The organism is Streptomyces sp. NBC_01450, assembly GCF_036227505.1.
GTDB lineage: Bacteria > Actinomycetota > Actinomycetes > Streptomycetales > Streptomycetaceae > Streptomyces.
On the sequence record NZ_CP109480.1, the window covers coordinates 3,858,665 to 3,876,783 of the forward strand.

General features: G+C 69.6%; 17 protein-coding genes. 4 read left to right on the forward strand and 13 right to left on the reverse strand.

The window, feature by feature from the left end:
- Positions 1-51: 51 nt before the first annotated feature.
- Positions 52-1,263, reverse strand: a complete 1,212-nt coding sequence (gene ftsY, locus OG568_RS17160) for a signal recognition particle-docking protein FtsY (RefSeq protein WP_329532221.1) — start codon at positions 1,261-1,263, stop codon at positions 52-54.
- Between the two features lie 128 nt (positions 1,264-1,391).
- Here ftsY and OG568_RS17165 point away from each other — a divergent pair, with 128 nt between their 5' ends.
- Positions 1,392-2,858, forward strand: a complete 1,467-nt coding sequence (locus OG568_RS17165) for a cytosine permease (protein ID WP_329532222.1) — start codon at positions 1,392-1,394, stop codon at positions 2,856-2,858.
- A 45-nt stretch (positions 2,859-2,903) separates the two neighbouring features.
- The gene (locus OG568_RS17170; protein ID WP_266430921.1) at positions 2,904-3,875 is read left to right on the forward strand and encodes an LLM class flavin-dependent oxidoreductase; all 972 of its coding nucleotides are present in this window, start codon (positions 2,904-2,906) and stop codon (positions 3,873-3,875) included.
- 87 nt (positions 3,876-3,962) lie between these two features.
- Here OG568_RS17170 and OG568_RS17175 read toward each other — a convergent pair whose 3' ends face one another.
- The 4 genes from OG568_RS17175 to OG568_RS17190 form a co-directional block, all read right to left on the reverse strand.
- The gene (locus OG568_RS17175) at positions 3,963-5,381 is read right to left on the reverse strand and encodes a sugar porter family MFS transporter (RefSeq protein WP_329532223.1); all 1,419 of its coding nucleotides are present in this window, start codon (positions 5,379-5,381) and stop codon (positions 3,963-3,965) included.
- 251 nt (positions 5,382-5,632) lie between these two features.
- On the reverse strand, positions 5,633-9,403 hold the full coding sequence (locus tag OG568_RS17180; RefSeq protein WP_329532224.1) for an AAA family ATPase: 3,771 nt from the start codon (positions 9,401-9,403) through the stop codon (positions 5,633-5,635).
- A 221-nt stretch (positions 9,404-9,624) separates the two neighbouring features.
- Positions 9,625-9,828 (reverse strand): hypothetical protein, encoded by a 204-nt coding sequence (locus tag OG568_RS17185; RefSeq protein WP_028802434.1) that lies wholly within the window; start codon positions 9,826-9,828, stop codon positions 9,625-9,627.
- Between the two features lie 382 nt (positions 9,829-10,210).
- A complete protein-coding gene (locus tag OG568_RS17190) occupies positions 10,211-10,492 on the reverse strand; it encodes an acylphosphatase (RefSeq protein WP_329532225.1) in 282 nt (93 codons plus the stop codon).
- A 140-nt stretch (positions 10,493-10,632) separates the two neighbouring features.
- Between OG568_RS17190 and OG568_RS17195 the strand changes: the two genes are divergently transcribed.
- Positions 10,633-11,622 carry a CAP domain-containing protein gene (locus tag OG568_RS17195; RefSeq protein WP_329532226.1) on the forward strand — a complete coding sequence of 330 codons (990 nt, stop codon included), beginning with the start codon at positions 10,633-10,635 and terminating at the stop codon, positions 11,620-11,622.
- Between the two features lie 167 nt (positions 11,623-11,789).
- Here OG568_RS17195 and OG568_RS17200 read toward each other — a convergent pair whose 3' ends face one another.
- Positions 11,790-12,401: a flavodoxin family protein gene (locus OG568_RS17200; RefSeq protein WP_329532227.1), complete on the reverse strand. Its 612-nt coding sequence runs from the start codon at positions 12,399-12,401 to the stop codon at positions 11,790-11,792.
- Between the two features lie 101 nt (positions 12,402-12,502).
- Here OG568_RS17200 and OG568_RS17205 point away from each other — a divergent pair, with 101 nt between their 5' ends.
- Positions 12,503-12,922, forward strand: a complete 420-nt coding sequence (locus OG568_RS17205; protein WP_266430940.1) for a winged helix-turn-helix transcriptional regulator — start codon at positions 12,503-12,505, stop codon at positions 12,920-12,922.
- On the opposite strand, the gene mutM is transcribed toward OG568_RS17205, so the two are convergent.
- From mutM to rsmD, 7 genes are all read right to left on the reverse strand, one after another.
- Complete coding sequence (gene mutM, locus OG568_RS17210; RefSeq protein ID WP_329532228.1) at positions 12,912-13,796, reverse strand: bifunctional DNA-formamidopyrimidine glycosylase/DNA-(apurinic or apyrimidinic site) lyase; 885 nt, start codon at positions 13,794-13,796, stop codon at positions 12,912-12,914. The two genes, OG568_RS17205 and mutM, sit on opposite strands and share 11 nt — an antisense overlap.
- Before the next feature lie 167 nt (positions 13,797-13,963).
- A complete protein-coding gene (rnc, locus tag OG568_RS17215; protein WP_266586127.1) occupies positions 13,964-14,821 on the reverse strand; it encodes a ribonuclease III in 858 nt (285 codons plus the stop codon).
- A gap of 19 nt (positions 14,822-14,840) precedes the next feature.
- Positions 14,841-15,014 (reverse strand): 50S ribosomal protein L32, encoded by a 174-nt coding sequence (gene rpmF / locus OG568_RS17220; protein ID WP_006139588.1) that lies wholly within the window; start codon positions 15,012-15,014, stop codon positions 14,841-14,843.
- A 2-nt stretch (positions 15,015-15,016) separates the two neighbouring features.
- Positions 15,017-15,670: a YceD family protein gene (locus OG568_RS17225; RefSeq protein ID WP_266586125.1), complete on the reverse strand. Its 654-nt coding sequence runs from the start codon at positions 15,668-15,670 to the stop codon at positions 15,017-15,019.
- A 162-nt stretch (positions 15,671-15,832) separates the two neighbouring features.
- Entirely contained in the window at positions 15,833-16,906 is a 1,074-nt protein-coding gene (locus OG568_RS17230) for an ATP synthase F0 subunit B (protein ID WP_329532229.1), read from the reverse strand.
- A gap of 99 nt (positions 16,907-17,005) precedes the next feature.
- Positions 17,006-17,485 (reverse strand): pantetheine-phosphate adenylyltransferase, encoded by a 480-nt coding sequence (coaD, locus tag OG568_RS17235; RefSeq protein WP_180362364.1) that lies wholly within the window; start codon positions 17,483-17,485, stop codon positions 17,006-17,008.
- Positions 17,486-17,511: 26 nt separating this feature from the next.
- Positions 17,512-18,099 (reverse strand): 16S rRNA (guanine(966)-N(2))-methyltransferase RsmD, encoded by a 588-nt coding sequence (gene rsmD, locus OG568_RS17240; RefSeq protein ID WP_329532230.1) that lies wholly within the window; start codon positions 18,097-18,099, stop codon positions 17,512-17,514.
- Positions 18,100-18,119 lie beyond the last annotated feature (20 nt).

Here is an 18,119-nt window from a genome sequence, read left to right on the forward strand (position 1 = left end):
GCACCTTGGGGGCGAGCGCTTCTTGCAACCTGCTGAACGTCAGTAGGCTGACTACTCTCCGATAAGGGCGTCAACGAACGCCTCCGGCTCGAACGGCGCCAGATCGTCCGCGCCCTCGCCCAGACCCACCAGCTTGACCGGCACCCCCAGCTCGCGCTGGACCGCGATCACGATGCCGCCCTTCGCGGTGCCGTCGAGCTTGGTCAGCACGATGCCGGTGATGTCGACGACCTCGGCGAAGACGCGAGCCTGCACCAGACCGTTCTGGCCGGTCGTGGCGTCGAGGACGAGCAGCACCTCGTCGAGCGGGGCGTGCTTCTCGACGACACGCTTGACCTTGCCGAGCTCGTCCATGAGGCCGGTCTTGGTGTGAAGTCGTCCGGCGGTGTCGATGAGGACGACGTCGGCACCCTCCTCGATGCCCTCCTTGACCGCGTCGAAGGCGATCGAGGCGGGGTCGCCGCCCTCGGGGCCGCGCACGGTACGGGCACCCACGCGCTCGCCCCAGGTCTGCAGCTGGTCGGCGGCGGCGGCACGGAAGGTGTCGGCGGCGCCGAGCACCACGTTCTTGCCGTCGGCGACGAGTACGCGGGCGAGCTTGCCGGTGGTGGTGGTCTTCCCGGTGCCGTTGACACCGACGACCATCACGATGCCCGGGGTGTCGAGAGGCGAGTCGGTCTTGACCTCCCGGTCGAACTCGGGGACGAGGAGCAGCAGCAGCTCCTCGCGCAACAGGTTGCGCAGCTCGTCGGGCGTCCGCGTACCGAGCACCTTCACGCGCTCACGCAGCCGCTCGACCAGCTCCTGAGTGGGCTGCACGCCGACGTCGGCGGTGAGCAGGGTGTCCTCGATCTCCTCCCAGGTGTCCTCGTCGAGGTGCTCGCGCGAGAGGAGCGTGAGCAGCCCCTTGCCGAGCGCGTTCTGCGAGCGGGAGAGGCGGGCACGCAGCCGCACCAGACGCCCGGCGGTCGGCTCCGGGATCTCGATCGCGGGAGCTTCGACAATGGGCGAGGGTTCCTCGACGGCGACCGGCGCCGTCGCCGAGCCGTCGGGGAGATCCACCTCCTCTATCGTCCGGCGCGCCTCGTCGCGCGGGGTCTCGGCCTCGTCGCCGACGTGCGGTTCGGCCGGAGGGGCGGTGATGTCGGGCGTCGTGGGGGGCGCCGGGGGCAGCGGCTTCCTGCGGCGACTGCCGATGAGGAGCCCGCCGAGTGCGCCGATCACGACCACGGCGATGACTACAGCAAGGATGACGGTTTCCATAACGCTCCCCAGTATCAGCCATCCCCCTCTCCGGAGGGATTCTCCGTGTCATCGGAGGGATTCCGTGGCTTCCTCCGAGAACATGCATCACAAAAGCATAAAAACAAGACAAAGTATGCTTAATGTCCATGAGGACCACCGACCGCTCCGATGGCACCCTCGACACACACGCGCACCACGTTCTGGAAACCCGGGGCATCGAGCCCGTCCCCGACTCCGAGCGGCACGCGAAGACCCGCGAACTCCTTCCCACCTGGATCGCCGCCAACATCACCGTCCTGCTGCCGGCCATGGGCGCGACCCTGGCCGTCGCCTACGGACTCAACTTCTGGCAGGCCCTGGTCGTCGGCCTCGCGGCGCCGATCCTGTCGTACGGCCTGGTGGGTCTGGTCGGCATCGCGGGCAAGCGGGGCGGCGCTCCCGGTATGACCCTGTCCCGCGCGGTCTTCGGCCAGCGCGGAAATCTGCTGCCGGGTTCGCTGATCTGGATCGCCCGCTGGGGCTGGGAGACGATCAACGCGGTGACGGGCTCCTACGCCCTGCTCACCGTCCTGAACGTGGTCTTCGGCATCAGGAGCAACACGTTCCTGATCGTCGCGACGCTGCTGTTCTTCGTGGTCGCGACCTTCGCGATCTCGGGCCTCGGCATCAGCGCCGTCCGGACGTGCAGCAAGTGGGCGACGTGGCTCTTCGCCGGCTTCTCGGTGCTCGTTCTCGGACATCTCGTCGCGGACACGGACTGGGGCAGGGTCTTCGGGCGGCCCGCGGGCCCAATCTCCCTGATGATCACGGGGGTCGGACTGATCGCGGCGGGCGGCATCAGCTGGGCGCCGACGGCGCCGGACTTCACGCGCTATCTGCCGCGTACGGCCTCGTCGGCGGCGATCGTCCGCAACTGCGTGGGCGGCGCCGGCATCGTCGTACTCCCCCTGATCCTGATGGGCGCCGTGATGGCGGTCTCGACGCCTGGCCTGGCCTCGACCGCCGACCCGGTCTCCTTCCTCGGCGCGACCCTGCCGCTGTGGATCGCGGTGCCCTACCTGCTCATCGCCCTGGTCGGCGTTCTGCTGATCAACGCGATGTCGATGTACTCGGCGGGCTTCACCGCGCAGACCCTCGGCATCAAGGTGCCGCGGCAGTGGGCGGTCCTGGTCAACGCCGTGATCTCGCTGGTCCTCGGCGGCGTCCTGATGCTGGTGGCGACCTCCTTCGCGGGCTCGTTCATCGCGTTCCTGTCGCTGCTCGCGGTCGCGTTCTCGGCCTGGGTCGGCGTCTTCGGCGCGGACATGGCGCGCCGCGTGGAGTACGACGCCAAGGCCCTGCTCGACACCACGCGCACCAGCGCCTACTGGTACCGGGGCGGCTTCGGCCCGGCCGCGGTCGCCGCGTGGGCGCTGGGGCTCGGCTCGGGCCTGCTGTTCACCACGTCCGACTGGTTCACGGGTCCGCTGGCGTCGAACAACCCCGTCGGCGAGTACGGCCTCGGCTGGGTGGCGACCATCGCGGTCTCCTTCCTGCTGTACGTGGTGCTGCCGAAGCCCGCGGTGGCGCCCGCGGCGCAGCCCGCGAAAGGTTCCGCGACTATGGCTGTCTGACGCCCCGTCAGCTACCGTCCCCCTCCACACCGAAGGGGGGCTTCCATGCCCGTAACCGTCGTGCGCTTCAACCTCGTCGACCCCGCCGCCACCCCCGCGTCGCTGAGCGCCCGCTACAAGGCGGCCATCGAGATGTCCGCCTACGCCGACGACCGCGGCATCACCACCGTGCAGACCGAGGAACACCACGGCGTCGCCAACAACTGGCTGCCCTCGCCGTTCGCGTTCGCGGGCGCGGTCTTCGGAGCGACCCGCCACCTCGCGGTCACCGTCTCCGCGGTCATCGGCCCGCTGCACGATCCGCTGCGCCTCGCCGAGGACATCGCCGTACTCGACCTGCTCAGCGGCGGCCGCCTCGTCACCGTCGCGGGCATCGGCTACCGGCCCGAGGAGTACGCCCTGTTCGACGTCGACTGGAAGCGGCGCGGGGCACTCCAGGACGAACTCCTGGAGACGGTGCTGAAGGCGTGGACCGGCGAGGAGTTCACCTACCGGGACCGTACGGTACGGGTCACACCGCGCCCGTTCTCCGATCCGCACCCCCTGCTGCTGGTCGGCGGTTCGTCCAGGGCCGCGGCCCGGCGCGCCGCCCGGCTCGGGCTCCCGTTCTTCCCCAGCGCGCACCTCCCCGAGCTGGAGGCGTACTACAAGGAGCGGCTCGTCGAGTACGGCACCGAGGGCTGGACCATGATGCCCGCCGCAGAGACCCCGCTGCTGCACATCGCCGAGGACCCGGACCGGGCGTGGGCCGAGTACGGCGGGCACTTCCTGCACGAGGCGCGGACGTACGCCTCCTGGCAGTCCGGTGACATCCGCTCGGCGGTGAAGTCGGCGGCCACGACGGTCGAGGAGCTGCGCGCGGAGGGTGTGTACCGGATCCTCACGCCCGACCAGTGCGTGGCGCAGGGTCTCGACAACCACGTGCTGCACCCGCTGTCCGGCGGGATGCCGATCGACGAGGGCTGGCGCAGCCTGCACCTGTTCTGCGAAGACGTACTGCCCCGGCTCGGGGAGTGACCCGGGGCAGTACGTCTTACGGGTACGAGGAGAGGGGCAGCGGGGACTTGGCCCTTCTCCTCGAGTCTCGGGGCCTCTTCAGGAGGCTCAGCCCATTTCCTCCAGCGTCTTGCCCTTGGTCTCCTTCACGTACTTGAGCACGAAGGGGATGGAGAGCGCGGCGAAGATCGTGTAGATCACATAGGTCGCGGAGAGGTTCCAGTCGGCCAGCGACGGGAAGCTCGCGGTGATGGCCCAGTTGGCGATCCACTGCGCGGAGGCGGCGACACCCAGGGCGGCGGCGCGGATCTTGTTCGGGAACATCTCGCCGAGGAAGACCCAGACCACGACACCCCAGGAGAGGGCGAAGAAGAGGACGAAGACGTGCGCGGCGATCAGGGCGGTCCAGCCCTGGGCGGCCGGCAGCTTGCCGTCCACGAGGTCGTACGAGAAGGCCCAGGCCTCCAGCGCGAGGCCGATGGCCATGCCCACGGAGCCGATGAGCGCGAGCGGCCGACGGCCGATCCGGTCGACGAAGATCATGGCGATCACGGTGCCGACGATGTTGATGATCGACGTCGTGAACGAGTAGAAGAACGACTGCGAGGGGTCGACACCGACCGACTGCCACAGCGTCGAGGAGTAGTAGAACGCGACGTTGATGCCGACGAACTGCTGGAAGACCGAGAGGCCGATACCGATCCAGACGATCGGCTTGAAGAAGAAGCCGCCGCCGAGCAGGTCCTTGAAGGTCGACTTGTGCTCGCTCTTCATGGCGTGCTCGATCTCGGCGACGCGGGCCGTCAGGTCGATCTTGTCGCCCTCGACCTCCTTGAGCACCTCACGGGCGCGCTCTTCCTTGCCCACGGAGATCAGGAAGCGCGGCGACTCGGGGATCGCGAAGGAGAGCAGACCGTAGAGGACGGCCGGGACGACCATGACGCCGAGCATGACCTGCCAGGCCTCGATGCCCATCAGCTTGCCGCGCTGGTCGCCGCCGGCGGCGTTCAGGATGCCCCAGTTGACCAGCTGCGAGATGGCGATGCCGACGACGATCGCGGCCTGCTGGAAGGAGCCCAGGCGTCCGCGGTACGCGGCCGGGGAGACCTCGGCGATGTAGGCGGGGCCGATGACGGAGGCCATACCGATGGCGAATCCGCCGATGATGCGCCAGAAGGCGAGGTCCCACAGCGCGAACGGCAGCGCGGAACCGACGGCGCTGACCGTGAAGAGGGCGGCGGAGATCTGCATGCACCGGATGCGGCCGATGCGGTCGGCTATGCGGCCCGCGGTCGCCGCGCCGATGGCGCAGCCGATCAGCGCGATGGCGATGACCTGGGCCAGGGTCGCGGAGCCGATGTCGTAGCGGCTTCGGATGGCCTCGACGGCACCATTGATCACGGCACTGTCGTAACCGAAGAGGAAGCCGCCCATGGCGGCCGCCGCCGCGATGAAGATGACATGCCCGAGATGTTCGGGGTGAGCCGTCCTGGCTCCTGGTCGGGGCGCCTGCGCGGTGCTGGTCACGTGTAACTCCTCGGGCCACCCGGCCTCGCTGCCGGGGGGTGTGGGGGCAAGCCCTTCGGTGGTACCAGTGCCGCATAACTTCGCACTGCCCACCACCTGAAGGTAAAAGCAACGCTGCAGAGACTATGCCTTCAAGTTTCGAAGTCAACAGTTCGATAGCTGTGAATTTTTCGGGCCCGAGAGGTCATCATGCGTTCACTACTTGAATGAAGCTAGAAGCCCAGGTCATGACCGGTGTGCGCTACATGCATCTAGCGGAGTCGCTGGCTGATGACCTTCGACACACCGTCGCCCTGCATGGAGACGCCGTACAGCGCGTCGGCGACCTCCATCGTCCGCTTCTGGTGCGTGATCACGATCAGCTGCGAGGCCTCCTGCAGCTCCTGCATGATCCGGATCAGCCGCTGCAGGTTGGTGTCGTCGAGCGCCGCCTCCACCTCGTCCATCACATAGAACGGACTGGGTCGCGCCTTGAAGATCGACACAAGGAGCGCGACGGCGGTGAGGGACCTCTCCCCACCGGACAGCAGGGACAGCCGCTTCACCTTCTTGCCGGGGGGCCGCGCCTCGACGTCCACACCCGTGGTGAGCATGTTGTCGGGGTCGGTCAGGATCAGCCGCCCGTCCCCTCCCGGGAACAGCCTGCTGAAGACACCCTCGAACTCACGTGCGGTGTCCCGGTACGCCTCGGTGAAGACCTGTTCGACGCGCTCGTCGACCTCCTTCACCACCTGCAGCAGATCGGCCCGCGTCTTCTTGAGGTCCTCCAGCTGCTCGCTGAGGAACTTGTGACGCTCCTCCAACGCGGCGAACTCCTCCAGCGCCAGCGGATTGACCTTCCCGAGCTGCGCGTAGGCCCGCTCGGCCGACTTGAGCCGTCGCTCCTGCTCGGCACGGTGGAACGGCCGGGGCTGATTGCGCGGGTGCTCCGGATCCTCGGGCAGTTCCTCACCCTCGGCGGGGAGCGAGGGCGGCACGAGCTGGCCCGGACCGTAGTCCGCGACAAGCCCCGCCGGTTCGACACCGAGCTCCTCCAGCGCCTTCGTCTCCAGCTGCTCTATCCGCAGCCGCTTCTCCGCGCCGAGTACCTCGCCGCGGTGAACCGAATCCGTGAGTTTGTCGAGCTCGGCCTTGAGGTCACGGCCTTCGTTGCGCGCGGCGACAAGATCCTGCTCACGGCGGGCCTTGGCCGTGTCGGCGGCGGTGCGCTCCTCCTCGGCCCGGCTCAGCGACACCTCGACATGCGCGAGGAGTTGCCGCGCTCCGGAGGCGACCGCCTCGGCCACCGTCGCCTCGTGCCGCAGCCGGGCCCGCCGTTGCTCCGCACGCGCGCGTGCCTCCCGTTCCGCCCGCGCGGCCCGGTCGAGCCCGTCGGCCCGTCCCGCGAGCCCCTTCACCCGCTCCTCGTGCGTACGCACCTGGAGGCGGGCCTCCATCTCGGTCTGCCGCGCGTTGGCCCCGTCCGCGGCGAGCCGGTCCCGTACCGCGGTGTCGGGCTCCTCCTCGACGGGCATCTCCTCGGCCACGGCCAGCCGCTCGGCCAGTTCCTCGGCCTCCTCCACGGCCCGGTCGAGCGCCTCCTGCGCCCGCGCCGCTGCGGCGGTGCTCCGCTCGGCCTCCCCGGCCGCACCGCGCGCCTGCCCGGCCAGCCGCCCCAACTGCTGGGCCACGGACGACTTCTCCCGCTCGGCGGCCCGCCGCCGCTCCCCCAGCTCCTCGACGAGCGCGGCCCGCTCCCCCCGCTGCTCGGCGGCCCGGTGCTGCGCCGCGCCGAGTTCCTCGCACCGCACGGCGAGCTCCTCGAGCTGGGCCGCCGCCTCGTCGACGGACGCCTGTACTTCGAGGAGGCTGGGCGCTCCGGCGGACCCACCGTGCGCGAAGTGCGCTCCGAGCAGGTCCCCCTCCGCCGTGACCGCGGTCAACTCCGGCCGCGCGTAGACCAGGTCCTCGGCGTCCTCCAGGGTGCCGACCACGACGATCCCCCGCAGCAGCCGCCGTACGGCGGGCATGAGCTCGGCGGGACCACGGACCAGGTCGGCGGCGTACGGCGGCCCGGTGGGGGCCGTCTGTGGGGCCACGTCACCGGTGGTGACGTCCGGAGTCCGGGCCCCCGGGACGGCCCTTGGAGTCGCGTCGTGCTCAGAGGCCGCGGAGGGGCCTGCACCGCCGGATGCGTCACGCCCCCCGGGGTGGCCGGCGCCGGGCACCGTGCGGGACGTGCTGTCACCCGCCGTCCCGTGCTGCCCGGTGCCGTCGATACCCCTGGTTTCCCGAATGGTTTCCCGAATCCCCGCCTCCTCCGGCGCCCCGGCCAGCAGCAGGGCCGCCCGGCCCGCGTCCTGCTTGCGCAGCAGACGGATGGCTTCGGCGGCCGAGGCCGGGGTGGTGACCGCGATGGCGTCCGCCGCGGCGCCGAAAGCGGCGGCGAGCGCGACCTCGTGGCCGGGGGTGACGGACAGCAGCTCGGCCGCGGGGCCGAGCAGCCCTGTGAGGCGGTCCCTGGCCCCCAGGAGCGCCCCCGTGCCGTCCTTGCGCCGCAGCCCCAGGGCGAGGGCCTCATGGCGGGCCTGGGTCGCGGCGCGCCTGCGTTCGGCTGCCGTGGCCGCCTCACGGGCGGTGCTCAGCGCGGCCTCCGCCTCGGACAGCGCCCGCTTGGCCGCCTCGTGCCGCTCCGTCAGCTCCGCGTCGCCCGCGTCCAGGCCGTCGACCTCGGCCTGCAACTGCTCGTACTCCTCCTGCGCGGCGAACGCCCGCTCCTGGGCCTCGTCACGGGCGACGGCGAGCCGGTCGATCTCGGCCTGGGCGGAGGCGGCCCGTGAACGGGCGGCGTTGACCTGGCCGTTGAGGCGGGCCAGGCCCTCGCGGCGGTCGGCGATGGCGCGGGCCACGTCCTTGAGGCGGCGCTCCTCGACGGCGAGCTCGCGCTCCAGTTCGGCCCGGTGCGCGACCGTGTCCTCCAGGGCGTGCTCGGCCGCCTCCAGGGCCGCTTCGAGCTCGGCCTCCTGCTCACGGATCCGCGCGGCCTCGCGCTCCATGTCCTCGGGGTCGCGCCCGCGCCGCTCCTCGGCGGGCGCCGAAGTGGCACTCTTCACCCGCGCGTCGGCCAGCGAGATCGTGCCGCGTACCCGCTCGGCGAGCTGTGAGAGCTCGTACCAGGTCTGCTGGGCGCGCTGGAGCCGGGGCGTGAGCCGGCGGACCTCGTCCTCCAGGAGCGCTTCCCGCTGGAGCGCCTTCTTCAGTTCGGCCTCGGCCGTTTCCTTGCGTTGTTTGAGCGCGGCCTCGTCGGCGATCTCGGACTGGAGCGCCTGCCGCAGTCGTACGAGATCGTCGGCGAGCAGACGGAGGCGGGCGTCGCGCAGGTCGGCCTGGATGACGGCGGCGCGGCGGGCCACGGCGGCCTGCCGGCCCAGCGGCTTGAGCTGGCGGCGCAGTTCGTCGGTGAGGTCCTGGACGCGGGCCAGGTTCGCCTGCATCGCGTCCAGCTTCCGCAGCGCCTTCTCCTTGCGCTTGCGGTGCTTGAGGACGCCCGCCGCCTCCTCGATGAACGCGCGGCGGCCCATCGGGTCGGCGTGCAGGACGGAGTCGAGCTGGCCCTGCCCGACGATGACGTGCATCTCGCGGCCGATGCCGGAGTCGGACAGCAGCTCCTGGATGTCCAGGAGACGGCAGGTTTCACCGTTGATCTGGTACTCGCTGCCGCCGTTGCGGAACATGATCCGCGTGATGGTGACCTCGGCGTACTCGATGGGCAGCGCCCCGTCGGAGTTGTCGATGGTCAGGGACACCTCGGCCCGGCCGAGCGGCGGCCGCCCCGTGGTGCCGGCGAAGATGACGTCCTCCATCTTGCCGCCGCGCAGCGACTTGGCCCCCTGCTCACCCATGACCCAGCTCAGGGCGTCCACGACATTGGACTTGCCCGAACCATTGGGGCCCACGACACAGGTGATGCCCGGCTCGAACCGCAGCGTGGTCGCCGAGGCGAACGACTTGAACCCGCGCAGGGTCAGGGCCTTGAGGTGCACGCCGCCGGACTCTACCTTTCGGGCTGGTCTCACTCCATGAACCCGCGGTTTCACCCATGAACGTGCAGGGCACACCAGACGTTAAAGAGTGGGAGGGCGCACGGGGGAAAGACACGCGGGGGAAAGAAGAAGGGACGCCGAAGAGGCGTCCCTTGCAAATCTGACAACTTAGCGGTTGACACGGGCAACCCAACCACTGCTGTCGTAGTGCGGTGCAGTGATCAGGTGAGCGCAGGCTCCGCCTGGGGTACGTCGATGCTCTCGAGAAGCGAGTCGTGAGAAGCGGCAGCCGCGAGCGCGTCGTTCTCGGCCTGAATCCGTACGAGCTCGGATTCTAGGTCCTGGACGCGCTGCTGGAGCCGTCGCATCTCGGCGATGAGTCGCGGGTCGGAACCGCCGACGTAACCGAGAAGCGCCTTTGCCATGATGGATGGTCCTCCACACTGAGTGACCGACCGAAGCGGTGTGGGTCGTGAGGGAATCGCACCCGCGATGCTTGACACTTGCTAAATTCCTGCTGCGGTTCCACATGCCAAACAGCTAAGGTGCGCGGGGCTTTCAGCGTCTCACCAAAAAGTTTGACGGTCAACACGATCACGCCCCGTATTGGCGGGCAACCCGCTGTCGCGCGGCCCTGCGGACGGCGGCGCTGCGACTCCTGCGGGGCCCGGGGGGCGTGGAGATCATCCTTCTTCGGGGAGCCTGCCACGCCGAGCCGTTCTTGGCAACCACCAGGTCATTTCTGCTTCTGGCAGGTGCCGGTGGCATGCCATACCGCTTCCGCCAGGGGCGTTGCGCGGGTCCCCGTCACCGGATCGCGAAGCCGTCGTAGATCCCCCGGGGCGTGTCCCAGATCTCAGTGACTCCGTCCACACGCCCGGGTGTGTCGTCCCCCTGGAGCCAGTCGAGCAGCCCCTGGCATTCGGCCTGGGGTCCTTCCGCTACGACCTGGACCCGTCCGTCGTCCAAATTGAGAGCAAAGCCACTCAGGCCGCCGATCTCCAGCGCCTTGGCCCGCGTGAACCAGCGGAAACCCACACCTTGGACACGTCCGCGCACCCAGACGACCAGCCGCACAACCTCGTTCATGAGCGCACGCTAACCGGACAAAGTCTCTCGCAGCACATCCTCCCCTCCCGTCATGAGGTACCGTCCCGACCCAATGAGTCTCATATGAAACTCACTCTTTCGGGTGAGGATCGCTGACCAAGAATGAGGAAGGCCAGGAGATGGGACGCCACGGACGCTCTGCCGCCGGCCGCGACGCCACGGGCCGCGGCACCGGGGTCACGGATACCCGCGGACCTGCTACGGAAAGTTACGGCCCGGAGAATCTGTACGGCTACGCCGCCGTCGCCGACCTCCCCGTCACCCCGGCTGCCCGCTCGCACCGCAAGCGGAAGACCGCGATCCCGGTACGCGCGGGTCTGCTCGGCGTCTCCGCGGCCGTGGCACTGGGCACCGTGGCCGTCGCTTCGGGCGTGCTGCCCGGCACCGAGAACTACTCGCTCGGCGGTGGCAGCAACAACTCCGACAGCGTGCAGGCCGTAGGGTCCCCCTCCACCCACGAGACCCAGCAGGGCGGTACGTCGGGCAGCGCGAGCGCGGACGGTCGTGAGGGCACGTCGACGAGCCGTGGCTCCGACCGCTCCGCGTCGCCCTCCGCCTCGGCGTCCGCCGCTCCCGCGACCTCCTCGGCCGCGCCGACGACAGCGCCTTCCCAGGAGCCCAGCACCACCAAGCCGGGCAAGACCGCGAACCCGCACAAGCCCGCGACTCCGCCCGGCCAGGCCCGGAAGACGACGGCGCCCACGACCACCGCTCCGATCGATGTCTCCGCCCAGACGGCGGCCGAGGTCGAGGTGCTCAAGCTGGTCAACGACGAGCGGGCCAAGGTCGGCTGCAGTCCGGTGGCGGCGAACAGCGCCCTGTCGGACCTCGCCCAGGCCTTCAGCGAGGACATGGCCACGCGCGACTTCTTCGACCACACCGACCCGAGCGGGCTCAGCCCCTGGGACCGGGCGGCCAAGGCCGGGATAACCAGCCTCGGCGGCGAGAACATAGCCCGCGGCCAGGCCGACGCCGCCGCCGTCATGGACGCCTGGATGAACAGCCCCGGCCACCGCGCCAACATCCTGAACTGCGACTTCAAGACCCTGGGCGTGGGTGTGCACCTCGGCACCGGCGGCCCCTGGTGGACGCAGGACTTCGGCTACTAGCAGGACGGCCCGCCCCTCACCGCACGACGAAGCACCACGAAGCACCACGAAGCCGCGCCCCTCGACGAACGAGGTGGCGCGGCTTCGTGGTGCGCCCGCGTGAACGTTCGCGTAAACGCTTACGCAATCCTTTGCGCGAGCGCTTACGCGAACGTTTGCGCAAGCGTTTACGCGGCCGCGTCGGCGACCGCCGCGCGACCCAGCGCGAACACCCGCGCCGTCTCCGCGACCCGGCGGCCGAGGTGCTCCGCCGTGGCGATGTCGGCCTTGTGGACCGCTTCCGGGCCCTCGTCGATGTTGGTCTGCGCGGCGGCGCCGGCGAAGACGCCGAGTCGGTTGAGGTCGTGCTCGGAGGCCGAGGAGCTGTTCCAGCCGGGGTGCAGACCGAGGTTGATCCAGTTCATGCCGTGCTGGGCGGCCAGGATCTGGAAGTACTGCAGGGTGTGCAGCTTGTCGCCGCTCTTGGAGCCGGAGTTGGTGAATCCGGCGGCGAGCTTGTCGTGCCAGTCCCGTCCGAACCAGCGCTTCGAGGACGCCTCGGCGAAGACATGGAAGGCGCCGGTAGCGGTGCCCATGTAGGTGGGCGAGCCGAACACGATCGCGTCCGAGGCGTCGAGCAGCTCCCACTGCGCGTCGGTGATCCCGTCGACGTTGATCAGGTACACCTGGGCACCGGCCTCGACGGCGCCGGAGCGAACGGCCTCGGCGAGGACGGCGGTGTGTCCGTAGCCGGAGTGGTGGGCGATGGAGACAACGGGGGTGCGGACAGGGGTGCTCACGATGGGGACTCCTCCAGGTGGTGATGACGAACCAAAGGTAAGCACTAACTATTCGATAGCGCAAACTAGTGGTTAGCGCTGCGCCGGAGTATGGTGGCCCCATGGAACCCAGCGTGCAGACCGCCGAGAGCGGTGAGTGTCAGGACCTCCCGTACAACGTGTTCGCGCGCGGCTGCCCGTCCCGGGCCACGCTGGAGCACGTCACCGGACGCTGGGGATCGCTCACGCTGGGAGCGCTGCACGAGGGCACGTTCCGTTTCAACGAGCTACGGCGCAGGGTCGACGGCGTCAGCGAGAAGATGCTCTCCCAGACGCTGCACGCGCTGGAGCGCGACGGTTTGGTGCACCGCGAGGCGCAGCCGACGAACCCCCCACGCGTGGACTACACGCTCACCCCGCTCGGTCACGAGGTCTCCGAGCGCCTGTTGACCCTCATCCGCTTCGTGGAGGGCCGCATGGACGACGTCCTGGAGGCCCGCGAGCACTACGACGAGACCCGCGAGAACTCCGTTACGGCGTGACGCGCGGCGGGCGCTGGCAGCGCGGGCAGAAGTAGCTGGACCGGTTCATCCAGGCTCGCCGCCGCATCGGCGTCCCGCACCGGTGGCAGGGCTCGCCCTCACGGCCGTACGCGTCGAGCGAGCGGTCGAAGTAGCCGGACTCGCCGTTGACGTTGACGTACAGACTGTCGAAGCTGGTGCCGCCGACGGCGAGGGCCTCGTTCATGACGTCGCGGATGTGGCCGAGGAGTTCGGCGGTGCGCGGCCTGGTGAAGCCGGCCACGGGGCGTTCGTAGTGCAGTCTGGCGCGCCAGAGCGCCTCGTCCGCGTAGATGTTGCCGACGCCGCTGATCAGCGACTGGTCGAGCAGGGCGCGCTTGATCGTCGTACGGCGGGCACGCAGGGTCGTGTGGAACGCCGCGTCGTCGAAGAGGGGGTCCAACGGGTCGCGGGCGATGTGCGCGATGACGTCCGGCAGGCCGTCCGGAGTGTTCTCGTGGAGGGAGAGCCCGCCGAAGGTGCGCTGGTCGACGAAGCGCAGCTCGGTACCCTCCGCCCCGGCGGGGGCGGGCGTCCGGATGTCGTCGAAGCGGATGCGGATGCGCAGGTGCTTCTCGTCCGGGGCGTCCTCGGGCTGCACGAGGAGCTGGCCGCTCATGCCGAGGTGCGCGAGAACGGAGTACGGGGAGTCCTCGAGGGGCAGCCACAGGTACTTGCCGCGGCGCATGGCCGGTCCGACGCGCTGGCCGGCGAGCGCCTTCGCGAACCCTTCGGGTCCGGTGAGATGCCGCCGTACGGCGCGCGGGTGGCGTACCTCGACCGAGGTGACGGTCCGCCCGCTGACCCACCGCGCCAGGCCGCGCCGCACGACTTCGACCTCGGGCAACTCGGGCACGGGACTCCTCCGCGGGGGCGGGCAAGGGAACGACGCCCGAAGGTTACCTCGTGCTCGCGTCACCCGGACGAGGGCCCCGGACGCACAGGGACGCGACGCATGCGGCCCCTGTCGCGGCGCTGACGCCGCGGCAGGGGCCGCATGCTTGTGAAGGTGCTACGAAGGAATCAGGCCGTGGCCGAGTCGCTCGTCGGAGCCGAGGGGGTGTCGGCGGTCCCCTCGGTGACCTCGGCCGCCTGCTCAGCGGCCTGAGCCGCTTCCTCGGCGGCCTGGGCCGACTTCGCGCGTTCGTCCGCAGCGGCACGGATGGCACGCCACGCGGACTCCGCGGCCTGCTGCTCCGCTTCCTTCTTGCTGCGGCCGGTGCCGGTGCCGTACGAGACGCCTCCGACGCGGGCGGCAGCAGTAAAGGTCTTCTCGTGGTCCGGACCGGTCTCCGAGACCAGGTACTCGGGAACACCGAGCCCCTCGGTCGCGGTGAGCTCCTGGAGACTGGTCTTCCAGTCCAGGCCGGCGCCCAGATTCGAGGACTTCTCGATCAGCGGGTCGAAGAGCCGGTGGACGAGTTCGCCCGCCGCGTCCAGACCCTGGTCGAGATAGACCGCGCCGATCACCGCTTCAAGGGTGTCGGCGAGGATGGATGCCTTGTCCCGGCCTCCCGTGCCTTCTTCGCCCCGGCCGAGCCGGATGAAGGAGCCGAGTTCGAGGCCGCGGCCCACTTCCGCCAGCGCACGCGAGTTGACCACCGCGGCCCGCAACTTGGCCAGCTGGCCTTCGGGCAGGTCGGGGTGGGTGCGGTACAGCGTGTCCGTGACCACGAGGCCGAGCACGGAGTCCCCGAGGAACTCCAGACGCTCGTTGGTCGGCAGACCGCCGTTCTCGTACGCGTAGGAACGGTGGGTCAGCGCACGCACCAGAAGGGCGGACTCGAGCTTGTACCCGAGCCGCCCTTCCAGAAGCGTGTGGGACGAGGCTGTGTTGTCCGCCTTTTTCTTGGCGTTTGGGTCCGCCTTGGCGTCAGACATCAGACCTCTCACCAGCCGCTCAGACCTCGAGGACCTGGCGCTTGTTGTAGGTGCCACAAGCAGGGCACGCGATGTGCTGCAGCTTGGGCTCGTGGCAGCGCTCGCACGCAACCAGGGTGGGGACCGCAGCCTTCCACTGCGACCGGCGGTGGCGCGTGTTGCTGCGCGACATCTTCCGCTTCGGAACAGCCACGGCTACTTCTCCTGCTTCTCGTCGGCGTGCGCTGAAGGAAGCGCGCCGCCGCTCATCTCGTCCTTCTCGCCATCTTCGAGTGAACCGGCGAGTCCCTGCAGTGCCGCCCAACGGATGTCGACGGCGTCATGGTGGTGGTCCGGGTCGTCCGCGAGCCGGGCTCCGCATTCGGAGCACAGGCCGGGGCAGTCGTCCTGGCACACCGGCTGCATCGGCAGTGCGAGCACCACCGCATCACGCAGCACGGGTTCGAGGTCGAACAAGCCGTCCTCGATGAAGAGCCTGTCCTCGTCTTCCTCGGCGTCGTCGGCCGGCTCCGCTTTCACACGGCCCCGGTCGTCGGCGTCAGGGTACGAGAACATCTCCTGGAATTCCGCTTCGAGCTGCTGCTCGAGCGGCTCCAGACACCTTACGCACTCCCCCTTGACCCGTGCACGGGCGGTGCCTGTGACAAGCACCCCTTCCATGACCGACTCAAGGCGGAGTTCGAGCTCCACCGGGGTGCCTTCCGGCACTCCGATGACTCCTTGGATCCCGAGATCCTTGGGGGCGTCGATCGTGCGGGTCAAGCGCTGCAGAGCACCAGGACGCCGCCCCAGCTCGTGTGTGTCGAACACAAGAGGGTTGCGGTGGTCGAGGTGGGTGTTCAGAGCCATTCCTGCTTTCGATCTTCGAAACTCAAGGGGATGCCACCCCTGGAGTTCCGTGGGCAGCGTTGATCGCGGACGTACACGCGACCGAAGAGCCAGGATACTGGACCTTTCGCTCTCGGCCCAATCCGGTCCCCGGCCAGTACGCGGGACGGTGTCCGACCGGGGTCAGCGACCCTGCTCGTACGCCCGCAGCTGCTCGGCGCTGATCATGGTGGTGTCGAAGAGGCTGGTCTCGTCCAGGGCGTTCGCCATCGGGTCCAGGGCCGCCGGCTGCTGCTGCGGGTAGGCCTGCTGCCCGCTCTGGTCGTACGCCGGCTGCTGGTCGTAGCCCTGCTGCTGCGGGTAGGCGGCGTACGGGTCGGCCTGCTGATAGCCGTACGCGTCCTGCTGGGCGTACTGCTGCTGATAGCCGTAGGGGTCGGGCTGCTGCTGGTACGCGTAGGCGTCCTGCTGCTGTCCGTAGTTCGGCTGGGCCGGCACCTCGGGGGTCGGCGCCGGTCGCTCGGGGGTCTCCGAGAGCTCGGCGAGGCCGGCCAGGTAGTCGGCGTCGCTGGTGTGGTGGCCGGGCGTCCCGTCCTCCGCGAAGGTGCCCAGCTCGCCCAGATCGTCGCTGGCGATCCTGCCGTGCAGCTTCTGGCGGCCCTTGCCGACGGCCTCCAGGGTCTTGGCGAGGACCGCCTCGAAGGCGCCGAGCTTGACGTCCACGTACGTGTCGGCGTCCTTGCGCAGGGTCTCCGGGTCGTGGCTGCGCTCGGGGGCGTCCTCGTCCTCGTAGCCCTGCTCGTCGGTGCCGGGGCCGGTGCCGAGGAGCTTCTCGCGGCCGCGGCCGACGGAGCCGAGGGTCTTGGTGAGGACGACCTCGAAGTTGGCGAGCTTGGAGTCGACGTAGTCGTCGGCCTCGGCGCGGACCTCCTCGGCCTCCTGGCGGGCCTCGGCGAGGATGCGGTCCGCCTCGTTCTGGGAGCGGCGGGCGACCTCGGTGTCGGAGATCAGGGAGCCGCGCTGGGCGTGCGCGGACTCGATGATCCGCTCGGCCTCCTGGCGGGCCTGCTCGACCATCTGCTCGCGGCCGCCGATCAGCTCCTCGGCCTGCGCGAGGGAGCCGGGCAGCGCATGGCGCACCTCTTCGAGCATCGAGAGCAGCTCGGCGCGGTTGACCACGCACGAGGCCGACATGGGCATCGAACGGGCGCTGCCGACCGCCGCGACGATCTCATCGAGCTTCTTCTGCACGTCCACCGTGTGCTCGCCACTCTCTACAGCTGTGATGGAGACGGACAGGTCGACTGTACGACCACTCCCGCCCCGCCCGACACCGGGTGACGCACTGTCAGGCGCTCAGCTCTTTCCGAGCCGCCCCTTGAGCGCCTCCAGGACCACCTCCGGCACCAGGTGGGAGATGTCGCCGCCCCACTGTGCGACCTCCTTCACGAGCGAGGAGGACAGGAAGCTGTACGTGGGGCTGGTCGGGATGAACAGCGTCTCGACACCCGAGAGGCCGTTGTTCATCTGGGCCATCTGGAGTTCGTAGTCGAAGTCGCTGACCGCGCGCAGACCCTTGACGATGGCGGGGATGTCGCGCTGTTTGCAGAAGTCGACAAGGAGCCCGTGGTAGGCCTCGACCTGCACGTTGCCGAACTCGGCGGTGACCTCGCGGATCAGCTCGATCCGCTCGTCGACGGTGAACAGGCCCTGCTTCGACTGATTGATCATCACCACGACGTGCACGACGTCGTAGAGCCTGGAAGCGCGGGCGATGATGTCGAGATGTCCATTGGTGATGGGGTCGAATGACCCCGGACAGACGGCGCGGCGCAACTGTGGTCCCTCGCTCTCCGGTCCGGTCATCGTGCGTCTTCGCACGTAGCGGCGGCGCGACCGTACCAAAACGTCCCCTCGCCGTAACGACGGGCCCGGATCGCGTCGAAACCGTCCGGCCAGCCGAATTCGCCGCCTCTGGTGCTGCGCTCAACGGTGACGAGCGCTTCGCCCGCGAGCCAGCCCTGCGTCCGTAGTGTGAGCAGAATCTCGCGAAGATCGCCGTCGGAGACGGCATACGGCGGATCGAGGAAGACCAGGTCGTACGGATCCGCCGGCTCCGGTCCCTGGATGATCTGCTCCGCTTTGCCCGATCTGACTTCGGCGCCGGGCAGACCGAGCGTTTTCACGTTTTCGCGGATGATCCGGGCCGCGCGGGCGTCGGCCTCGACGAGGAGGGCGTGGCCGGCGCCGCGGCTGAGCGCCTCCAGGCCGACGGCGCCCGAGCCCGCGTACAGGTCGAGGACGCGCTCGCCCTCCAGCGGGCCGCCGAGCAGGGACTGCCAGGTGGAGAAGAGGCCCTCGCGCGCCCGGTCGGAGGTGGGGCGGGTGCCGGTACCCGGCGGGACGGCCAGACGGCGTCCGCCGGCCCGGCCGGCGATCACGCGGGTCATGAGGGTCCTTTGCGCTCGGA